Genomic DNA, 19,643 nt, shown 5'->3' with positions numbered 1-19,643 from the left:
TCCTACAAATACAACTCATGATTGTATCTTTTAAATCTCTTATGAAAGAAAAAATACTCATCAGGTTTAAATTTAATCATCTCTTCACAACACTTTGCTTGATACTTAGTAAGCTCTTCTATACTTGCTTTACTTGCGTCTAAAGCCTTAAAAGTTTTTACAAAAAATTTCTCATCTTTTTGATACACAAAACAAGGTAAAATCATAGCATTTGTTTTTTTGGCAAGCACACTTGCACCTGCTATAAAATTTACTTCTTGGTTAAAATATTGTATTTTTACACTTTCACCATCTACCGCATCTTGATCGGTTAAAATTCCAAGCGATCTGCCTTCTTTTAAGGCTTTTAGCATTTTTTTAAGACCACCCTTTTTTTCTATAAGCTCTATGTTAAATTGCGTGCGATTTTTACTTAAAATTTTATCCATTATCATACTATCAAGCGCTCTTCCAACTATGGAAATTCCTTGAAATTTAGCCCCAAAAGATAAAGCCAAAAGTTCCCAGTTACCATAATGAGCCGTAGTTACGATCAAGGGTCTTTTACTTTGCATTATATTTAAAATTTGCTCCTCATCATCAAAGCAAATTTTATTGATGATTTCTTCTTTACTTGCATTTTGATTTTTGATAAAATCAATCCCAAATTTAGCAAAATTTTTATAGATATTAAGACTAGTTTCATCACGCCATTTTTGATCTTTTTCAGGAAAGCAAATTTTTAAGTTTGTATCAATGATTTTGCGGTGTTTGTGATTAAGCCTATAAGTGATTAGAGCAACCAAATTTACAAAAGAGTTCAAAAGCTTTGAAGGTAAAATCTTCACAAGAGTTTTTAATATATAAAAAAGACTTAGATATACATAATTTATCATTTTTCTAAAAGCTCACAAGCTAGTTTAAAAATATCTTTTTCATCGATATTTTGTATGCAAAAATCACTTCTATCAAATTTAAATTTAACATTAGTATCAAATTTTTTGCCCGCACTTATGGTTTTATTAATCTGAGTTTCAATGCACACACGACTATCCCATGTAGCGCCAAATATAGTTATAGAAGGTTTATTTAGCGCAAAAGCTAAATGAGTAGGTCCACTATCATTACCTATAACCAAATCACTTATCTTTGTCATGCATATTAATTCTTTTAAAGATAATTTTGGCAGTTGAATTAATGCTTGAGTTGAAGAATTAACAATTTGACTTAATTGAATTAATTCCTGTGATAAGTAATATTCTTTTTGATTGCCCCAACAAAGATAAATATTAATTTCTGAAAAAGTATTTACAAGCATTTTACACAATAATGCCATTTTCGTTATAGAATATATTTTATTATCCTCTGCAGAACCAACATGGATTAATATATTTTTTAAATTTTGATTAAAATCAATTCTTTGAATCAATTCATCTTTAATCTCCTCATCCAAAGGAAAAACTGCTTGTTTATGATAAATTTCTTTATAATCAAATTCTTCATTAAAAGCATAGTGCACAAGAGATAAATACCGAATGTACACATTTTCATTATAACTTGCATCAAATTTTTGGCTATAAAAATTATGCGCAAAAGTTTCCCTTAAACCATTTTTATCAAAACCAAAAACATTAGAGCCTAAAATTCTACTGACCACAGCTGATTTAATCAAACCTTGCAAGTCAATCACAACATCATATTTATTTTGCCTGGCTTCAAAAAGTATTGCAAAGGTTTCTTTGAATTTTTTATCTTTTAAAGGTAACACATAAAGTTCATCTATCAAAGGATGATCTTGTAATAAATTAGCAAATCTTTTATCGACAAACCAATGAATTTCAATATTTTTGTTTATTTTTTTAATAAACTGCAAAACGATCGCAGATTGAATAATATCGCCCAAAGCAGAAAGTCTTACAATTGCTATTTTCATTTTATATTAAACCTAATTTTAAATTTTCTGTTATGATTTTAACAAAGATTTTTTTAAAAAAAGGTTTATCATGCAAGAATATATTTGCGTTTTTGATTGTGAGAGCATTCCTGATGTAGAGTTGATAAAACATCTTTATGATTTTAATGGCGATGATTTAAGCATTAGCAAGCAAGCCTTAGAAAGACAAAAAGAAGAAAGCGGGAGTGAATTTTTACCCCTGCCTTTTCATAAAGTTGTAAGCATTTGTGCGGTGATTGCAGATAAATTTGGAAATTTCATCAAAGTTAATAAAATCAAGGGCGAAAATGAAAAGCAAATGCTAGAAGAGTTTTTTAACTTCATAGACAAGCACCAACCCCGCCTTGTAAGTTTTAATGGTAAAAGCTATGATATGCCTTTGCTTGTTATAAGAGCATTAAAATACAATATCAACGCAAGTGCTTATTTAGACGCAAGCGATAAATGGAATAACTACAAAAGTAAATTTGTAGAAAATAAACATTGTGATTTATTAGAATCTTTAGGAAGTTTTGGTCAAAAAGGCTTAAGACTTGACACACTTTGTGTTATGGCAGGACTTCCTGGAAAATATGATGTGCATGGAAATGAGGTATTAGAACTCTTTTATCAAAACAAATTAGAAAAAATTCACGAATACTGTGAAAGTGATGTGTTAAACACTTATATGCTATTTTTAAAATACGAACTCATCAAGGGCAACTTAACCCAAGAAGATTATCTTAATATTTTAGAAAATTTCAAAGAAGAACTTTTGCAAAAACATAGTGATAAAAGCTATCAAAAGCCATTTTTAGAGGCCATAGAAAAAGAAAAGAACAAGTTTTAAATTAATTAAGAAAAGTATATTAAAATAACTATTATTAAATATCACAAAAAGGATAAAAATGAAAATTTTAATCACCGGTGGCGCAGGATACATAGGCTCTCATACTTTAAAACAATTTTTAGAAACAAATCATGAAATTTGTGTATTAGATAATCTTTCAAAAGGTAGCAAAAAAAGTTTGGATGAACTTTCTAAAATCAGACCTTTTAAGTTTTTTGAGCAAGATTTAAGCGATTATGCTGGGATTAAAAAACTTTTCAAAGAAGAAAATTTTGATGCGATTGTGCATTTTGCAGCTAGCATTGAAGTTCCTGAAAGTATGGAAAATCCTTTAAAATACTATATGAACAATACCGCAAATACAAGTAATCTAATCCAAACTTGTTTAGAAACAGGTGTGAAAAAATTCATTTTTTCTTCAACCGCAGCTACTTATGGAGAACCACAAACTCCTATTGTAGATGAGCAAAGTCCATTAGCACCGATTAATCCTTATGGACAAAGCAAACTAATGAGTGAAAAAGTCTTACAAGATGCTAATATGGCTAATCCTGAATTTAAATACTGCATTTTAAGATACTTCAATGTAGCAGGTGCTTGCATGAGTTATCCTATAGGTCAACGCTATCCAAAAGCTACTTTACTTATCAAGGTTGCTGCTGAAGTAGCCACAGGAAAAAGAGAAAAACTTTATATTTTTGGCGATGATTATAATACTAAAGATGGTACTTGTATTAGAGATTTTATCCATGTTGATGATATTTCAAGTGCGCATTTAGCTGCTTTAGAATACCTAGAAAACAATGAAAGTAATATTTTCAATGTAGGCTATGGGCATGGCTTTAGCGTAAAAGAAGTTATTGAAACCATGAAAAAAGTAAGTGGAGTAGATTTCACAGTAGAACTTGCACCAAAAAGAGCTGGGGATCCTTCTGTGCTTATTTCAAATGCGGATAAAATCAAAACTCTAACTAATTGGAAACCAAAATATGATGATTTAGAATTAATCTGTAAAAGTGCTTATGAGTGGGAAAAACAGTGTTAAAAAAACTTTTTTTCATACTCAATGCTCATGATAAGAAATTTTTATTTGCCTTACTAATTTTTTCTATTTTTATAGGATTTATAGAAAGCTTTGCTATTTCTTTGATCATGCCTTTTGTATCGGTAGCGAGTAATTTTGAGCTTTTAGAAAAAAGCTCCTATTTTCAACCTATCTATGAGTATTTTAATCTACCAAGCTATAAGATTATTGCTTATTTTGGCTGTATATTAATCGCCTTTTATATTTTTAGAGCCTTTTTAAATGCCTTTTATTTTCATTTGCTTGCGCGTTTTTCTAAAGGGCGCTATCACAGCCTTGCTTGTCGTATTTTTGATAAATACTTACATCTTGAATATGAAAATTTTACTAATAAAAATCAATCAGAACTTTTAAAAACTATCACTCAAGAAGTATTTCATTTAAGTACTTTAATTAGTGCATTTTTACTTATGCTAAGTGAAAGCTTTGTGGTGTTTTTGCTTTATACTTTATTGCTAATTATCAACTATAAAATCACCCTAGCTTTAAGTGCTTTTTTACTTTTAAATGCTTTTATTTTGATTAAAATCCTCTCACCCTTGGTAAAAAAAGCTTCCATAGCTAGAGAAGAGGCGATGAAAAATTATTTTGAAATTTTAAATGCAAATTTAAACAACCTTAAAATCATCAAACTCAAAACCAAAGAACAAAGCACACAAAAGCTTTATGAAATTCAAAGTGGGCTTTTTGCCAAAGCAAACATTAGCAATGAAAGCATGTCAAGCATACCTAGAATTTACCTTGAAGGTATAGGTTTTTGTATGCTTTGTTTTATTGTAGTGTATTTAGTTTTAAGATATGAAAGTGATATTTCATCTATCTTAGCAACCATTACTATTTTCGTAGTAGCTCTTTATAGGCTTATGCCAAGTGCTAATCGTATCATCACAAGTTACAATGAAATCACATATTATAAAAACTCTTTAGATATTATTTATAATATGCTTAATGAAAAAGAAGAAAAGTTAGGCGATGAAAGTATTGAATTTAAAGAAAAAATCGTTTTGAAAAATCTTTTCTTTGCTTATAAGGGTAAGAAAAATTTATTTAAAAATTTAAATTTTGAGCTTAAAAAAAATGAAAAAATCGCTTTTATAGGTAAAAGTGGAAGTGGTAAAAGTACTTTAGTTGATCTTATCATAGGGCTTTTAAAACCAAGCGATGGAGCTATTTTTGTAGATGGAATTAAGCTTGATGAGAGCAATATAAAAAGTTTTAGAAGTAAAATTGGCTACATACCTCAACAAATTTATCTTTTTAATGATTCTATTGCTAAAAATATTAGCTTTGGAGAAGAAGTGGATGAAGCACTTTTGCATAAGGTGATCAAACAAGCTAATCTTGAAAGCTTTGTAAATTCACTTGAAGATGGAGTGCATACTAAGGTGGGTGATTCAGGTTCGTTTTTAAGTGGAGGCCAAAGACAAAGAATAGCCATAGCAAGAGCGCTTTATCAACAACCTGAAATTTTAGTTTTAGATGAAGCAACTAGTGCTCTTGATCAAGAAAGTGAAGCAAAAATCATGGAAGAAATCTATAAAATTTCAAAAGATAAAACCCTCATCATCATAGCTCATAGACTTTCAACTATACAAGGTTGCGATAGAGTATTTGAAGTAAAACATGGACATTTAAAGGAACAAGTATGAAAATCACTTTCATCATAGCTACTTTAAATTCAGGTGGCGCTGAAAGAGTATTGGTCACTTTAGCTAATGAGCTTTGCAAAAATCATGAAATAAATATTATTAAATTTCACAAAGAAGACTCTTTTTACAAGCTTGATCCAAAAATCAAACTTTTTACCCTAGAGCAGTTTGACTTTTCCACTCTTTATAATAAAATAGCCTCACGCATTAAAAAATTCAAAGCCTTAAAACAAGCACTTAAAGAGCATAAAAGCGATATTTTTATCTCATTTTTAGATACCACTAACATCGCTTGCGTTTGGGCAAATAAAGGTTCTAATACACCTTTAATCATTAGCGAGCATAGCTCTTATACTTATTTAAAATCTAAAATTTGGAAATTTTTACGCCGTATAAGTTTTCCTCATGCAAATGCTCTAACCGTGTTAAGTAATGATGATAAAAATTATTATGAAAACTTTGTTAAAAAAGTTATCAATATGCCAAATCCTTGTCATTTTAGCCCTATTAAAGAAAATTTAGAAAAAGAAAATAATGTCATTTTCGTAGGCAGACTTGATCATAATAAAAATGCTTCTATGTTTTTAAAAGCCATAGCAAGGCTAGATACAAATTTACAAAAACAATACAATTTTTTCATAGCAGGCGATGGAGAATTAAGACAAGATTTAGAACAAGAAGCTAAGAATTTAAATATCAAGGTTAATTTTTTAGGTAAAGTTGAAAATATGCAAGAGCTTTATAAAAAAGCAAAAATAATCTGCCTTTGCTCTTTCATAGAAGGCTTGCCAACAGTTTTACTTGAAAGTTTATATTATCAAGTAGCACGCATTAGCACTAAATACACGAGCGGCCATAAAGATTTAATTGATAATGGAAAAGATGGATTTTTAGTAGATTTAGATGATGAAAAAGCTTTAAGCGAAAAACTCGCCCTTTTAATGCAAGATGAAAATTTAAGAAAAACACTAGCGCTTAATGCACAGCAGCGATGTAAAGATTATGAAGTGGCCAATGTAGCACAAAAATGGCTTGATTTGATCAAAGAAGTAAGGGTTTAACATGAAAAAACTAGCAATTTTTATTTATTCTTTAGGAAGTGGTGGTGCTGAAAGGGTTGTATCTACGCTATTGCCTGTATTAAATTTAAAATATGAAGTGCATTTGATTTTAATGAATGATAAAATATCATATGATATTCCTGAAGTTAATATCCACTATCTTGAAAAATCAAGTCCAAGTGAAAGTAACTTAGCTAAATTTTTAAAACTACCCTTGCTAGCTATGAAATACAAAAAACTTTGTGAAGATTTAAAAATCAACTTGCAATTTGTATTATTAAATAGACCTAATTATATTGCGTTAATGGCAAAATCCCTAGGACTTAAATCAACCCTTATTATCAATGAATGCACCACTCCAAGTGTAATTTATAAACATAATAATCTAAATTCTTTTATCAATAAATTTCTTATTAAAAAACTTTACAATAAAGCAGATTTAATCTTAGCAAATTCTATAGGAAACAAAGAAGATTTAATACAAAATTTCAATATAGAGGCTAAAAAATGTGATATTTTATACAATGCCATAGATTTAGAAAGCATTATAGAAAAATCTAAAGAAGCAATCGACTTTAAAGAACCTTTTATACTTAGTGTTGGCAGACTTGATCATGGTAAAAATCATGCTATGCTTATAAGAGCTTATGCAAAAGTTAAAACTGATTTAAAATTAATCATTTTAGGCGAGGGTATTTTAAAAGATGAGCTTTTGGCTTTAATAGAAACTTTAAATTTAAAAGATAAAGTCTTTTTACTAGGTTTTGACAAAAATCCTTATAAATACATGAGCAAATGTGACTTTTTTGCTTTTGCTTCAAGTTTTGAAGGCTTTTCTAATGTTTTAATCGAATGCCTAGCTTGTAATACTGCCGTGCTTTGCACTGATCATAAAAGTGGCGCAAGGGAGCTATTTTTAGATGATGAGTTTGGACTTTTAGTAAAAGTAGATGATGAAAAAGCCATGCAAGAAGGCTTAGAAAAAATGTGCAATGATGAAGCATTAAAAGCTTCATATAGACAAAAGGCTTTTTTACGTGCAAAAGAATTTGATAAAATTAGTATAGCAAAGCAATTATTTGAATTTTTCAACAAGGCATAAAATGAAACTACGACAAAATTTCACTGATAATAATTCTATAAAATATACCTGTATTTTAATCCTTATAGCCTTTGCTTTTAGTGTTTTGTGTAGATTATACTGGGTAGCTTGGGCAAGTGAGTTTTATGAGTTTTTCTTTAATGATCAACTTATGATTACTACTAATGATGGCTATGCTTTTGCAGAAGGTGCAAGGGATATGATAGCAGGTTTTCATCAACCCAATGACTTATCTTATTTTGGAAGCTCACTTTCTACTTTGACTTACTGGCTTTATAGTATTTTGCCTTTTAGCTTTGAAAGTATTATTTTATATATGAGTACTTTTTTTGCTTCTTTGATTGTTGTGCCTATTATATTAATCGCAAGAGAGTATAAACTCACTACCTATGGCTTTATAGCAGCCTTGCTTGGAAGCATTGCAAATAGTTATTATAACCGCACTATGAGCGGGTATTATGATACAGATATGCTAGTGTTAGTTTTACCAATGCTTGTTTTACTTACTTTTATACGCTTAACTATTAATAAAGACATTTTCACCCTACTTTTAAGTCCAATTTTCATCATGATTTATTTATGGTGGTATCCATCAAGTTATTCTTTAAATTTTGCTATGATAGGACTTTTTGGACTTTATACTTTAGTATTTCATAGAAAAGAAAAGATTTTTTATCTAGCTATTGCTTTAATGATCATAGCTTTAAGTATGCTAGCATGGCAATATAAACTTGCTTTGATTGTATTATTATTTGCTATTTTTGCTTTTAAAGAAGAAAAAATTAATTTTTATATGATTTGGGCTTTGATTTTTATTAGCATTTTGATTTTACATTTAAGTGGTGGCTTAGATCCTGTTTTATATCAACTTAAATTTTACGTTTTTAAAGCTTCTGATGTACAAAATTTAAAAGATGCTGCCTTTGTGTATTTTAATGTTAATGAAACTATTATGGAAGTAAATACTATCGATCCTGAAGTGTTTATGCAAAGAATTAGCTCTAGTGTTTTAGTATTTATCCTTTCTTTTATAGGTTTTATCTTACTTTGTAAAGATCATAAAAGCATGCTTTTGGCTCTACCTATGCTTGCACTAGGTTTTATGGCTTTAAGAGCTGGACTTAGATTTACTATTTATGCAGTTCCTGTGATGGCTTTGGGTTTTGGGTATTTTTTATATGTATTTTTTAATTTTTTAGAAAAAAAACAAATCAAACTTAGTCTAAGAAATAAAAATATCTTACTCATACTCATTGCATTTTTTAGCATAAGCCCTGCTTTGATGCATATTTATTATTATAAATCCTCTACTGTTTTTACTTCTTATGAAGCTAGTATTTTAAATGATTTAAAAAATAAAGCTCAAAGAGAAGATTATGTCGTTGCTTGGTGGGATTATGGTTATCCAATACGCTATTATAGCGATGTAAAAACCTTAATCGATGGTGGAAAACACCTAGGAAAAGATAATTTTTTCTCATCTTTTGTCTTAAGTAAAGAACAAATTCCAGCAGCCAATATGGCAAGACTTAGCGTAGAATACACTGAAAAATCTTTCAAAGAAAACTATCCTGATGTGTTAAAAGCCATGGTTAAAGATTATAACCAAACAAGTGCTAAAGATTTTTTAGAAAGTTTAAATGATAAAGATTTTAAATTTGATACCAATAAAACTAGAGATGTATATATTTATATGCCTTATAGAATGTTGCGTATCATGCCTGTGGTGGCACAATTTGCAAATACAAATCCTGACAATGGAGAGCAAGAAAAAAGTTTATTTTTCTCCCAAGCTAATGCCATAGCTCAAGATAAAACTACAGGTTCTGTTATGCTTGATAATGGAGTAGAAATTATTAATGATTTTAGAGCCTTAAAAGTAGAAGGTGCAAGTATACCTTTAAAAGCTTTTGTGGATATAGAATCCATCACTAATGGCAAATTTTATTACAATGAAATTGATTCAAAAGCTCAAATTTATTTGCTCTTTTTAAGAGAATACAAAAGCTTTGTGATTTTAGATGAAAGTCTTTATAATAGTGCTTATATACAAATGTTTTTATTAAATCAATATGATCAAGATTTATTTGAACAAGTCACTAATGATGCAAGAGCAAAAATTTATAGGCTAAAAAGATGAAAATAGGAATTTTAACCCATAGTGCAATGAGTGTGTATTATTTTCGTCTTGCACTCATTAGGGCTTTAGAAAAAAATAATCATGAAGTTATAATCATCACTCCAAAAGATGATTTTGCTATTAAATTACAAGAGCTAGGTTACAAGGTTTGCTTTTATGATTTAGCCAGATCAAGCGTTAACCCTTTAGTCGTTTTTAAAAATCTACTTAGTTTAAAAAATACACTCAAAAGTTTAAATTTAGATCTTTTACAAACAAGTGCCCACAAAAGCAATACAACAGGTATTATAGCAGCTAAAATGGCGGGCATTAAATACACTTTTGGTTTGGTTGAGGGCTTAGGAAGTTTTTATATAGATGATGATTTTAAAAGCAAATTAGTAAGAATGAGCATTAATTTACTTTATAAAATTTCTTTTAAACTTGCTAATGGTTTTATTTTTGTCAATGAAAGCAATGCTTTATTTATGAAAAATTTAGGCTTAAAAGAAGAAAAAATCAAAATCATCAAATCCGTAGGGCTAAATTTAAAACAATTTTTACCTTTAAAAATTAGCACAGAAGAAAAACAAGCTTTTTTAAGAGAACACAATATGCCCAATAAGCCTATCGTTTTAATGATTTCAAGAGCGCTTTGGCATAAAGGTATTAAAGAATTTTATGAAGCAAGTCAAATTTTAAAAGATAAGGCAAATTTTGTTTTAGTGGGTGGAAGAGATGATAATAAATCTTGTGCACCATTAGAATTTTTAAACTCAAATGATGTTTTTTATCTTGGCGCAAGAAGTGATATTGCACATTTATTAAATTTATGCGATATTTTTGTTTTACCAAGCTATAAAGAAGGCTATCCAAGAACGGTTTTAGAAGCACAAGCTTGTAAAAAAGCATGCGTGGTAAGTGATGCTGAGGGTTGCATTGAGGCAGTGGATAATGCCATAGATGGTTTAATTTGTAAATGCAAAGATAGTAAAGATTTAGCCGAAAAAATCGCAGTTTTATTAGAAGATGAAAAACTAAAAAATACTTTAGCACAAAATGCTTTTCTTAGAGCACAAATTTATGATGAAAATATCATAGCTTTGAAATATCTTGACTTTTATAGGGGTTTTATAAATGTATAAAAATGGTTTAAAACGTGTTTTTGATTTTTTTTTGGCTTTGATTTTATTGATTATTTTTTTACCCTTTATAGTGCTTATAGGCATTGTTTTAAAAATCGTTCAAGGAAGTGTGCTTTTTAAACAAGCAAGACCAGGATTAAATGAAAAAATTTTTTATATTTATAAATTTAAAACCATGAGTGATGAAACCGATGAAAATGGAGAATTACTTCCTGATGAATTACGCTTAAAGCCTTTTGGCAAACTAGTTAGAAGCTTGAGCTTAGATGAATTACCACAGCTTTTTAATGTATTAAAAGGCGATATGAGCTTCATAGGCCCAAGACCTTTACTTGTAGAATATTTGCCCTTATACAATCAAGAGCAAAAAAAACGCCACGATGTAAGACCAGGCATTACAGGTTGGGCGCAAATCAATGGACGCAATGCTATTTCTTGGGAGCAAAAATTTAAATATGATGTAGAATATGTGCAAAATTGCTCTTTTTTATTTGATCTTAAAATCTTTTTTATGACCATTATTAAAGTTTTAAAAAGAAGTGGGGTTAATAAAGAAGGAGTAGCTACAACGGATAAATTCAATGGACACAACTAAAAGTATTTATATATATGGTTCTAGTGGGCATGGTTTAGTCTGTGCTGATGTAGCTAGAAATTTAGGGTATGAAAAAATCATCTTTTTAGATGACAATAAAGGCTTAAAATATCACTCCAATTTAGAAAAACACGATATGTTTATTGCTATTGGCGCAAACTCTATTAGAGAAAAACTTTTCAAAAAAGCAAAAGAAGATGGATTTAGATTAGTAAATTTGATACACAAAAGTGCTATTATTAGCCCAAGTGCTTTTTTAGATGATGAGGGTATTTTAATCATGCCAAATGTCGTAGTTAATGCTAAAGCTAGCATTGCAAAAGGTGTGATTTTAAATACTGCTTGTGTGATTGAGCATGAGTGTTTTGTAGATGAGTTTAGCCATATTAGCGTTGGAGCTAAACTAACAGGAAATGTAAAAATAGGAAAGCGTTGTTTTTTGGGAGTTAATTCAAGCGTTATTCCTTGTATGAGTTTAAATGATGATATAACTTTAGGTGCAGGAGCAGTTGTGGTTAAAAATTTAACTTCTAAAGGTATTTATACTGGAGTTCCTGCTAAGAAAATAAAGGAGGTAAAATGAGATTTTTTCTATCAGCGCCACATATGAGTGGAAAAGAATTAGAATACATACACAAAGCTTTTGAAAGTAATTATATAGCACCTTTAGGTGAGTTTGTTAATGCCTTAGAACAAAGTATTAAAGATTATACAAAAAGTTCTAACGCACTTGCTCTAAATGCAGCCACTGCAGCTATTCATCTAGCTTTAAGAGTTTTGGGTATCAAAGAAGGCGATGTGGTTTTAGCTTCAAGCTTTACTTTTATTGCTTCAGTAGCACCTATTTCTTACATGAATGCTACGCCTGTGTTTATTGATTGTGATGAAACTTATAATTTAGATGTAAATTTATTAAAAAAAGCCATCAAAGAAAGTCCTAAAAAGCCAAAAGCTCTTATTTTAACACACCTTTATGGTAATGCTTCTAAAATGGATGAGATTGTCCAAATTTGTAAAGAAAATGAGATTTTTTTAATCGAAGATGCCGCTGAAGCTTTGGGAAGTTTTTACAAAAATAAAGCTTTAGGTACTTTTGGGGATTTTGGAGTATATTCTTTTAATGGTAATAAAATCATCACAACAGGTGGTGGTGGTATGCTTGTAAGTGAAAATCATACCAATCTTGAAAAAGCAAGATTTTATAGCACTCAAGCTAGAGAAAATTGCCTTCATTATGAGCATAAAGAATACGGCTATAATTATAGAATGAGCAATATCTTAGGTGCAATCGGCACTGCTCAAATGGAAGTTTTAGAAGAAAGAGTGAATAAAAAGCGTGAAATTTATAGCTGGTATAAAGAATTTTTAAGTGGCACTTTTACTTTTTTAGATGAGCTTGAAAATACCAAGTCAAATCGCTGGCTAAGCACTGCTTTACTTGATTTTGATTTAAATAAACTTAATACTTATGAAAAACATTGTATATGTGAAAATAAAAATGTTCAAATTCAAGATAAAATTTTAAAAATCATACAAGTTTTAAAAGATAATAAAATCGAAAGTCGTCCGCTTTGGAAACCGATGCATTTACAAGAACTTTACAAAGGTTGCGATGCTTACTTAAATGGCAATAGTGAGTTTTTCTTTAGCAATGGAATTTGCCTTCCAAGCGCAACTACTATGAGTAAAGCCGATGTAGAGGAAGTTTCTACTTTAATCTTAAACACCTTAAAGGACTAAGATGGATTATAAAAGCAAACGCTTAGGATTTTTTTTAGGCGCTGATATTTTACTTTTTGTTATAAGTATTTATTTGTCTTTTTCTTTACGCTTTAGTGCAGACATTCCAAGTGAATTTTATGAAGGTATGTTTAAAAGTGCTGTGATTTTGATTTTACTTAAAATCATTTTTCTAGCTTTTTTTAGAATTTATCAAGTTGCTTGGAGATTTTTCTCACTTAATGAAGCACGTAAATTAGTTATCGCTTTAGCTTTAGCTGAACTTGTATTTTTAGCAATTTATTATTTTTATGATGATTTTTTTAATCCTTTTCCAAGAAGCGTTATAGGAATAGACTTTGTTTTATCTTGTATGCTAATTGGAAGTTTGCGTATAAGCAAAAGAATGATAGTTGATTTTAGAAAGCCAAAATACAATGAAGAACATCCTTGTATAGTAGTTGGTGCCACTTCAAAGGCTTTACATTTATTAAAAGGAGCCAAAGAAGGAAGCTTAGGACTTTTCCCCGTAGCTGTGGTAGATGAGCGTAAAAATTTAATAGGTACTTATTGTGATAAATTTATAGTTGAAGAAAAAGAAGCTATTAGAAAATATACCGCTGAAGGAATTCATACTGCTATCATTGCTTTAAAACTTGAACAAGAAGAACTCAAAAAGCTTTTTGATGAGCTTATTGCTTATGGGATTAATGATATAAAACTTTTTTCTTTTACACAAAATGAAGCAAGAGATATAAGCATTGAAGATTTATTAGCGCGTAAGCCAAAAGATTTAGATAATGCTTGCGTGATTGATTTTATCAAAGATAAGGTAGTTTTAGTTAGTGGGGCTGGTGGGACTATAGGAAGCGAGCTTTGTAAACAATGCATTAAATTTGGCGCAAAACACTTAATCATGCTTGATCATAGCGAGTATAATTTATATAAAATCAATGAAGAATTAAGCTTGCATAAAGAAAAAATTGAACCTATTATGATGAGTATATTAGACAAAGAAGCATTAGAAAAACTTTTACAAGAAAAAAACATAGATTTGATTTTACATGCAGCAGCTTATAAACACGTGCCTTTGTGTGAGCAAAATCCACATTCAGCTATTTTAAATAATATCATAGGTACTAAAAATTTAATCGATCTTGCAAAAACTTACAAGGTTGCTAAATTTGTTATGATAAGCACTGATAAAGCTGTAAGACCAACTAATATCATGGGTTGTACAAAAAGAATTTGTGAACTTTATGCGCTAAGTTCAAGTTGTGAAAATTTTGAAGTAGCTTGTGTGCGTTTTGGTAATGTTTTAGGCTCAAGTGGAAGTGTCATACCTAAATTTAAAGCTCAAATTGCAGCTAATGAACCACTTACTCTTACTCATCCTGATATAGTGCGTTATTTTATGCTAGTAGATGAGGCTGTGCAGCTTGTTTTACAAGCTGCAGCTATTGCCAAAGGTGGGGAGTTATTTGTACTTGATATGGGTGAGCCTGTTAAAATCATGGATTTAGCTAAAAAAATGCTTTTACTTTCTAATAAAAAGTTAGAAATTAAAATCACTGGACTTAGAAAAGGTGAAAAACTTTACGAAGAGCTTTTAATCCATGAAGATGATTTGAAAACTCAATATGAAAGCATTTTTGTCACCACTAGTGAAATTAAAGATTTAAAAATTTTAAATCAAGAAATAGAAAGATTACTCCAAAGCACAGATCCTGCAAAAGTTTTAAAGGAAATTGTGCCTGAGTTTAATCATAACAAAAATGGAGAGTGATTAAATTCTAATTTTATTTTTAAATGGTATAATATAAACTTTTAATTGATTAATAAAAATAAAAACGATACAATTACACTTTTATGTAATTACATCAAGATAAAGGAAAAAAAGTGAAGTTATTAGTAGTTGATGATAGTTCTACCATGAGAAGAATAATCAAAAACACTCTTGTAAGATTAGGTCATAAAGATGTTTTAGAAGCTGAACATGGAGTTGAAGCTTGGGATTTGCTTTCACAAAATGATGACATAAAAATTTTAATTACTGACTGGAATATGCCCGAAATGAACGGCTTAGAATTAGTAAAAAAAGTAAGAGCGGAAGAAAAATATGCTGATATGCCTATTATCATGGTAACTACAGAAGGTGGTAAGGCAGAAGTTATCACAGCTTTAAAAGCAGGTGTAAATAACTATATTGTAAAACCTTTTACACCTCAAGTATTAAAAGAAAAACTTGAAGATGTTTTAGGAACAAACGAAGGTTGATTATAGGTTTTTATGCAAACACATTATTACGAACTTTTTTTTCAAACAGATAAGGAATATTTAGATTTATTCCTTGATCTTGTTTTTTCTCTAGATATAGATGCCATAGAAGAAAAGGATGATGGCGTTTATATACGATCAGAAGAAGATATAAAACTCATTCAAATAGCCTTGCAAAGCTTTCATCAAAAATTATGTGAAAAATTTAACACTAAGATTTATTTTCATTCTACTTTAGAAAAAAAAGAAAATAAAAACTGGATAGAAGAGTATAAAAAAGGCATACAAGCTTTAACCATTGACAATATCCACATTCACACCACTTGGCAAGAAGCTATACAAGATAAAATCAATATCATTATAGACCCTGCCCTAGCTTTTGGCTCAGGACATCATGAAAGCACTTACACTTGTATAGAATTTTTACAAAAATACACAGATGATTCTAAATTTTGCTTAGATGTAGGCTGTGGAAGTGGGATTTTAAGTATCATCATGGCAAAGCTTGGAGCTAAAGTGCAAGCTTGTGATACAGACGAGCTAGCCGTAGTTGCAAGCAAGGAAAATGCAAAATTAAATCAAGTTAACTTTGATGATATTTGGGTAGGTTCTATTAATAAAAGCTTACATAAATATGATATAGTTGTGGCAAATATCATTGCTGATATTTTAATCATACTAGAAAAAGATCTTAAAGAAAAAACCAAAGAAGGTGGAATTTTAATCTTATCTGGTATTTTAAACAAATATGAAGAAAGAATTAAAGATAAATTCAAAGATTTGACTTTGTTAGAATGTAAACACAAAGGAGAGTGGTTGAGTTTAGCTTACAAAAAGGAAACAAAATAATGAATAAAAAACCAAACGAACCAAAAGATAATCCAAACAATAATAGCTTTTTTAATAAAAATCCTATTTTTATTTTCGCTATTTTTGCCATTGTGATGATTCTTTTATTTAAAGGATTTTCAGATGATGGTAGCATGGGTATTATGGGCGGAGAAAATACCAAAAAAGTTACTTATTCTGAATTAAAAACTTTAATTGAAAACAATCAAATTGCCCAAGTTAACATAGGTCAAACTACCATAAAAGCAGTGTCTAAAGCAGGAAATATGGTATATATTACTAAAAAAGTTCCAAATGATGCTACTTTTGTGCCTTTACTTGATTCAAAAGGCGTTTCTTATGGAGCTTTTAATGAAAGTAATTGGTTTATAGATATCTTGCTTTCTTGGGTTTTACCGGTATTTATTTTCTTTGGTATATGGATGTTTTTAGCCTCTCGTATGCAAAAAAATATGGGCGGATCTATACTTGGTATAGGAAGCTCCAAAAAGCTTGTAAATTCAGAAAAACCAAAAGTTAAATTCAATGATGTTGCAGGTGTTGAGGAAGCAAAAGAAGAAGTTAAAGAAATAGTTGATTTTCTAAAATATCCTGAAAGATATATCAATCTTGGAGCAAAAATTCCAAAAGGACTTTTGCTTGTAGGCCCTCCAGGTACCGGTAAAACTTTACTTGCAAAAGCAGTGGCAGGAGAAGCTGATGTACCATTTTTTAGCGTCTCAGGTTCATCTTTCATAGAAATGTTTGTGGGTGTTGGAGCTAGTAGGGTTAGAGATTTATTTGAAAATGCTAAAAAAGAAGCTCCAGCTATTGTATTTATAGATGAAATTGATGCTATAGGCAAATCACGTGCAGCAAGTGGCATGATGGGTGGAAATGATGAAAGAGAGCAAACTTTAAATCAACTTCTAGCAGAAATGGATGGCTTTGGTACTGAAAGCTCGCCAGTAATCGTACTAGCAGCGACAAACCGTCCTGAAGTCTTAGATGCAGCATTACTTAGACCGGGACGTTTTGATAGACAAGTTTTGGTAGATAAGCCTGATTTTAAAGGCAGATGTGATATTTTAAAAGTTCATATGAAAGATGTTAAAATTTCACCTGAAGTAAAAGTAGAAGATATCGCAAGATTAACAGCAGGTCTTGCAGGTGCTGATTTAGCAAATATCATTAACGAAGCAGCTTTACTTGCAGGTAGGGATTCCAAAAAACATGTAGAACAAAAAGACTTAGTTGAAGCAGTAGAAAGAGCTATAGCAGGACTTGAGAAAAAATCACGTAGAATTAATGATAAAGAGAAAAAAATCGTAACTTATCATGAATGTGGCCATGCTTTAATCGCTGAAACCACAAAAGGTGCTAAAAAAGTAAGTAAAGTTTCTGTTATACCGCGTGGTTTAGCAGCTTTAGGATATACACTCAATACTCCTGAAGAAAATAAATTTTTAATGCAAAAACACGAGCTTTTAGCTGAAGTTGATGTACTTTTAGGTGGACGTGCAGCTGAAGAAATTTTCATTAAAGAAATTTCAACTGGTGCAAGCAATGACCTTGAACGTGCAACTGACATCATAAAAGCTATGATTTCTATGTATGGTATGAGTGAAATTGCAGGTTTAATGGTGCTTGAAAAACAAAGAAATACTTTCTTAAGTGGTGGACAAACTATCAAAGATTATTCTGATAAAATGGCTCAAGATTTAGATGAGTATGTGAAGAAAACCTTAGATGAACGCTATGCGGGTGTAAAAGAAATTTTAAAAACTTATAGCGGTGCTATAGAAGTAATGGTACAAGCACTTTATGAAGAAGAAACTATTGATGGTGCTAAAGTAAGAGAGATTATTAAAAACTATGAAGAAGAAAACAATCTTCCAACGCGCTTAGAAGAAAAAGAGCAAGAAGTTACTAAGGATAACTAATGAAAACAAATTTTATTGCAAAGGCTGGCTGGAATTTACTTATAATTCTAGCTATAGTTTTTGCAATAGCTCAATTTATATGGGGATTTTCTTGGCTTTTATGGTGTATTTTTATACTTTTTGCTTGCCTTTTTAGAGCTAGTAAAATCGATTATATAGCAGATCCAAATACTATCATAGCTCCCATAGAAGGAAAAATAAAATGCATTAAAACAAGCTCATATAAAGAGCTTGGCGAATGCATAGAAGTGCAAATTATAAACAATATCACCCATCAAGGCAGCATCATAGCTCCACTTAATATGGATATAGAAGAAACTAGACCAAGACACGGGCTTTTTTTATGTCCATTTATGAAAAATACAAATTTAATGGGCGAAAGAATGCTATTTTTAGCACGCTCTAAAGGCAAACAATGGGCATTACGCATCATTTTTGGCGCCTTAAATAGAAAAGTTTATATTGATGATTTTGGTCATCATTTAAACCATGGACAAAATATAGGTTTTATGTTTGATGGCAGTGTGAGTTTATTGCTTCCAAAAGATACTAGAATTTGCGTAAATGAAAACGATAAAGTACGCATTGGTGCATTGATAGGGTATTTAAATCCATGAATTTTAAACTAATTTATATTTTACCTAATCTTTTTACAGCTGCTTCCATATTTTTAGGCATTATTTCAGTGATTGCTTCTATTAATCAAAATTTTGATAAAGCATTAATTTATATCATTTTATCATTAATTTGTGATGGTTTAGATGGACGCGTTGCAAGAGCTACTAATTCTACTTCTAAATTTGGAGTTGAGTTTGACTCACTAGCAGATTTAATAGCCTTTGGTGTTGCACCTGCTATGCTTTTTTATATGAGTATAGGTTATGAATATGATCGTTTTGGCTCCTTAATAGCTGGTTTATTTGTAGTTTTTGGCGCTATACGCTTAGCAAGATTTAATGTCACCACAGGTACTTATGAACCTTCAGTTTTTATAGGACTTCCTATACCAACAGCTGCAGTTGTAAGTGCTTTATGGGTAAGTGCTTATTTATATTATGATTTTTTACGTGATTTTTCTTTGATGATAGTATGTATTCAAATGCTTTTAGCTTTTTTAATGGTAAGCAATATAAGATATCCAAGTTTTAAAAAAATTGATTTAAAACGGGCAAATGTTTTAAAAGTATTAATCCTTTTAGTAATCTTATTTTCCATGCTTTATTTGTATTTTTTAGAAAGTGCGTTAATCGTCGCAAGCTTATATGTACTTTATGGAATCATTCGAAGCTTTTTTACTCTAGCTCGTAAATTTAAAAAAGATTAAAATTTTATTTTCACTTCACTTTTTAACAATATACT

At 30.1% G+C, this 19,643-nt stretch carries 18 protein-coding genes; 16 read left to right on the top strand and 2 right to left on the bottom strand.

All coding sequences use genetic code 11. From position 1 onward, the window contains the following. Positions 1-2: 2 nt before the first annotated feature. Together L8X24_RS02345 and waaC are read right to left on the bottom strand one after the other, a co-directional pair. Entirely contained in the window at positions 3-875 is an 873-nt protein-coding gene (locus L8X24_RS02345; protein WP_263663440.1) for a lipid A biosynthesis lauroyl acyltransferase, read from the bottom strand. Further along, positions 872-1,912: a lipopolysaccharide heptosyltransferase I gene (gene waaC, locus L8X24_RS02340; RefSeq protein WP_263663439.1), complete on the bottom strand. Its 1,041-nt coding sequence runs from the start codon at positions 1,910-1,912 to the stop codon at positions 872-874. The genes L8X24_RS02345 and waaC overlap by 4 nt, the downstream gene beginning before the upstream one ends. 70 nt (positions 1,913-1,982) lie before the next feature. Here waaC and L8X24_RS02335 point away from each other — a divergent pair, with 70 nt between their 5' ends. The 16 genes from L8X24_RS02335 (at position 1,983) to pssA (ending at position 19,608) form a co-directional block, all read left to right on the top strand. Next, positions 1,983-2,762 (top strand): 3'-5' exonuclease, encoded by a 780-nt coding sequence (locus L8X24_RS02335; protein ID WP_263663438.1) that lies wholly within the window; start codon positions 1,983-1,985, stop codon positions 2,760-2,762. 58 nt (positions 2,763-2,820) lie between these two features. Beyond that, positions 2,821-3,807, top strand: coding sequence for a UDP-glucose 4-epimerase GalE (gene galE / locus L8X24_RS02330; protein WP_263663437.1), 987 nt, complete (start codon positions 2,821-2,823; stop codon positions 3,805-3,807). Further along, positions 3,801-5,495 (top strand): ABC transporter ATP-binding protein, encoded by a 1,695-nt coding sequence (locus tag L8X24_RS02325; RefSeq protein ID WP_263663436.1) that lies wholly within the window; start codon positions 3,801-3,803, stop codon positions 5,493-5,495. The genes galE and L8X24_RS02325 overlap by 7 nt, the downstream gene beginning before the upstream one ends. Next, on the top strand, positions 5,492-6,556 hold the full coding sequence (locus L8X24_RS02320; RefSeq protein WP_263663435.1) for a glycosyltransferase: 1,065 nt from the start codon (positions 5,492-5,494) through the stop codon (positions 6,554-6,556). Before L8X24_RS02325 ends, L8X24_RS02320 begins: the two co-directional genes overlap by 4 nt. Before the next feature lies 1 nt (position 6,557). Next, the gene (locus tag L8X24_RS02315) at positions 6,558-7,658 is read left to right on the top strand and encodes a glycosyltransferase (RefSeq protein WP_263663434.1); all 1,101 of its coding nucleotides are present in this window, start codon (positions 6,558-6,560) and stop codon (positions 7,656-7,658) included. A gap of 1 nt (position 7,659) precedes the next feature. Then, positions 7,660-9,798, top strand: a complete 2,139-nt coding sequence (locus L8X24_RS02310) for an STT3 domain-containing protein (RefSeq protein WP_263663432.1) — start codon at positions 7,660-7,662, stop codon at positions 9,796-9,798. Then, entirely contained in the window at positions 9,795-10,922 is a 1,128-nt protein-coding gene (gene pglA, locus L8X24_RS02305; protein ID WP_263663431.1) for a N,N'-diacetylbacillosaminyl-diphospho-undecaprenol alpha-1,3-N-acetylgalactosaminyltransferase, read from the top strand. The genes L8X24_RS02310 and pglA overlap by 4 nt, the downstream gene beginning before the upstream one ends. Then, a complete protein-coding gene (gene pglC, locus L8X24_RS02300) occupies positions 10,915-11,517 on the top strand; it encodes an undecaprenyl phosphate N,N'-diacetylbacillosamine 1-phosphate transferase (protein WP_039626890.1) in 603 nt (200 codons plus the stop codon). Before pglA ends, pglC begins: the two co-directional genes overlap by 8 nt. Then, on the top strand, positions 11,504-12,100 hold the full coding sequence (gene pglD, locus L8X24_RS02295) for a UDP-N-acetylbacillosamine N-acetyltransferase (protein WP_263663430.1): 597 nt from the start codon (positions 11,504-11,506) through the stop codon (positions 12,098-12,100). The genes pglC and pglD overlap by 14 nt, the downstream gene beginning before the upstream one ends. Then, positions 12,097-13,257 (top strand): UDP-N-acetylbacillosamine transaminase, encoded by a 1,161-nt coding sequence (pglE, locus tag L8X24_RS02290; RefSeq protein ID WP_047208559.1) that lies wholly within the window; start codon positions 12,097-12,099, stop codon positions 13,255-13,257. The genes pglD and pglE overlap by 4 nt, the downstream gene beginning before the upstream one ends. Position 13,258: 1 nt before the next feature. Beyond that, entirely contained in the window at positions 13,259-15,022 is a 1,764-nt protein-coding gene (pglF, locus tag L8X24_RS02285) for a UDP-N-acetylglucosamine 4,6-dehydratase (configuration-retaining) (protein ID WP_263663429.1), read from the top strand. A gap of 113 nt (positions 15,023-15,135) precedes the next feature. After that, entirely contained in the window at positions 15,136-15,513 is a 378-nt protein-coding gene (locus L8X24_RS02280) for a chemotaxis response regulator CheY (RefSeq protein WP_039619063.1), read from the top strand. A gap of 12 nt (positions 15,514-15,525) precedes the next feature. After that, a complete protein-coding gene (locus L8X24_RS02275) occupies positions 15,526-16,362 on the top strand; it encodes a 50S ribosomal protein L11 methyltransferase (protein WP_263663427.1) in 837 nt (278 codons plus the stop codon). Continuing rightward, positions 16,362-18,284, top strand: a complete 1,923-nt coding sequence (ftsH, locus tag L8X24_RS02270; RefSeq protein WP_263663426.1) for an ATP-dependent zinc metalloprotease FtsH — start codon at positions 16,362-16,364, stop codon at positions 18,282-18,284. Before L8X24_RS02275 ends, ftsH begins: the two co-directional genes overlap by 1 nt. Then, complete coding sequence (locus L8X24_RS02265; protein ID WP_263663425.1) at positions 18,284-18,901, top strand: phosphatidylserine decarboxylase; 618 nt, start codon at positions 18,284-18,286, stop codon at positions 18,899-18,901. The genes ftsH and L8X24_RS02265 overlap by 1 nt, the downstream gene beginning before the upstream one ends. Continuing rightward, the gene (gene pssA, locus L8X24_RS02260) at positions 18,898-19,608 is read left to right on the top strand and encodes a CDP-diacylglycerol--serine O-phosphatidyltransferase (RefSeq protein WP_257399294.1); all 711 of its coding nucleotides are present in this window, start codon (positions 18,898-18,900) and stop codon (positions 19,606-19,608) included. The genes L8X24_RS02265 and pssA overlap by 4 nt, the downstream gene beginning before the upstream one ends. The last annotated feature ends 35 nt before the right edge of the window (positions 19,609-19,643 follow it).

The sequence above is a fragment of the Campylobacter sp. CNRCH_2015_0814 genome, assembly GCF_025772765.1.
Lineage (GTDB): Bacteria > Campylobacterota > Campylobacteria > Campylobacterales > Campylobacteraceae > Campylobacter_D.
This window is presented reverse-complemented; position numbering and strand designations above follow the sequence as displayed.

Excerpts from the sequence above, each read along its gene's own strand:
- pglC (WP_039626890.1), top strand. The coding sequence starts at position 10,915 with ATGTATAAAAATGGTTTAAAACGTGTTTTTGATTTTTTTTTGGCTTTG.
- waaC (WP_263663439.1), bottom strand. The coding sequence starts at position 1,912 with ATGAAAATAGCAATTGTAAGACTTTCTGCTTTGGGCGATATTATTCAA.
- ftsH (WP_263663426.1), top strand. The coding sequence starts at position 16,362 with ATGAATAAAAAACCAAACGAACCAAAAGATAATCCAAACAATAATAGC.
- pglD (WP_263663430.1), top strand. The coding sequence starts at position 11,504 with ATGGACACAACTAAAAGTATTTATATATATGGTTCTAGTGGGCATGGT.
- L8X24_RS02345 (WP_263663440.1), bottom strand. The coding sequence starts at position 875 with ATGATAAATTATGTATATCTAAGTCTTTTTTATATATTAAAAACTCTT.
- L8X24_RS02265 (WP_263663425.1), top strand. The coding sequence starts at position 18,284 with ATGAAAACAAATTTTATTGCAAAGGCTGGCTGGAATTTACTTATAATT.
- galE (WP_263663437.1), top strand. The coding sequence starts at position 2,821 with ATGAAAATTTTAATCACCGGTGGCGCAGGATACATAGGCTCTCATACT.
- pglF (WP_263663429.1), top strand. The coding sequence starts at position 13,259 with ATGGATTATAAAAGCAAACGCTTAGGATTTTTTTTAGGCGCTGATATT.
- L8X24_RS02310 (WP_263663432.1), top strand. The coding sequence starts at position 7,660 with ATGAAACTACGACAAAATTTCACTGATAATAATTCTATAAAATATACC.
- L8X24_RS02320 (WP_263663435.1), top strand. The coding sequence starts at position 5,492 with ATGAAAATCACTTTCATCATAGCTACTTTAAATTCAGGTGGCGCTGAA.
- L8X24_RS02335 (WP_263663438.1), top strand. The coding sequence starts at position 1,983 with ATGCAAGAATATATTTGCGTTTTTGATTGTGAGAGCATTCCTGATGTA.
- pglA (WP_263663431.1), top strand. The coding sequence starts at position 9,795 with ATGAAAATAGGAATTTTAACCCATAGTGCAATGAGTGTGTATTATTTT.
- L8X24_RS02275 (WP_263663427.1), top strand. The coding sequence starts at position 15,526 with ATGCAAACACATTATTACGAACTTTTTTTTCAAACAGATAAGGAATAT.
- L8X24_RS02315 (WP_263663434.1), top strand. The coding sequence starts at position 6,558 with ATGAAAAAACTAGCAATTTTTATTTATTCTTTAGGAAGTGGTGGTGCT.
- pssA (WP_257399294.1), top strand. The coding sequence starts at position 18,898 with ATGAATTTTAAACTAATTTATATTTTACCTAATCTTTTTACAGCTGCT.
- pglE (WP_047208559.1), top strand. The coding sequence starts at position 12,097 with ATGAGATTTTTTCTATCAGCGCCACATATGAGTGGAAAAGAATTAGAA.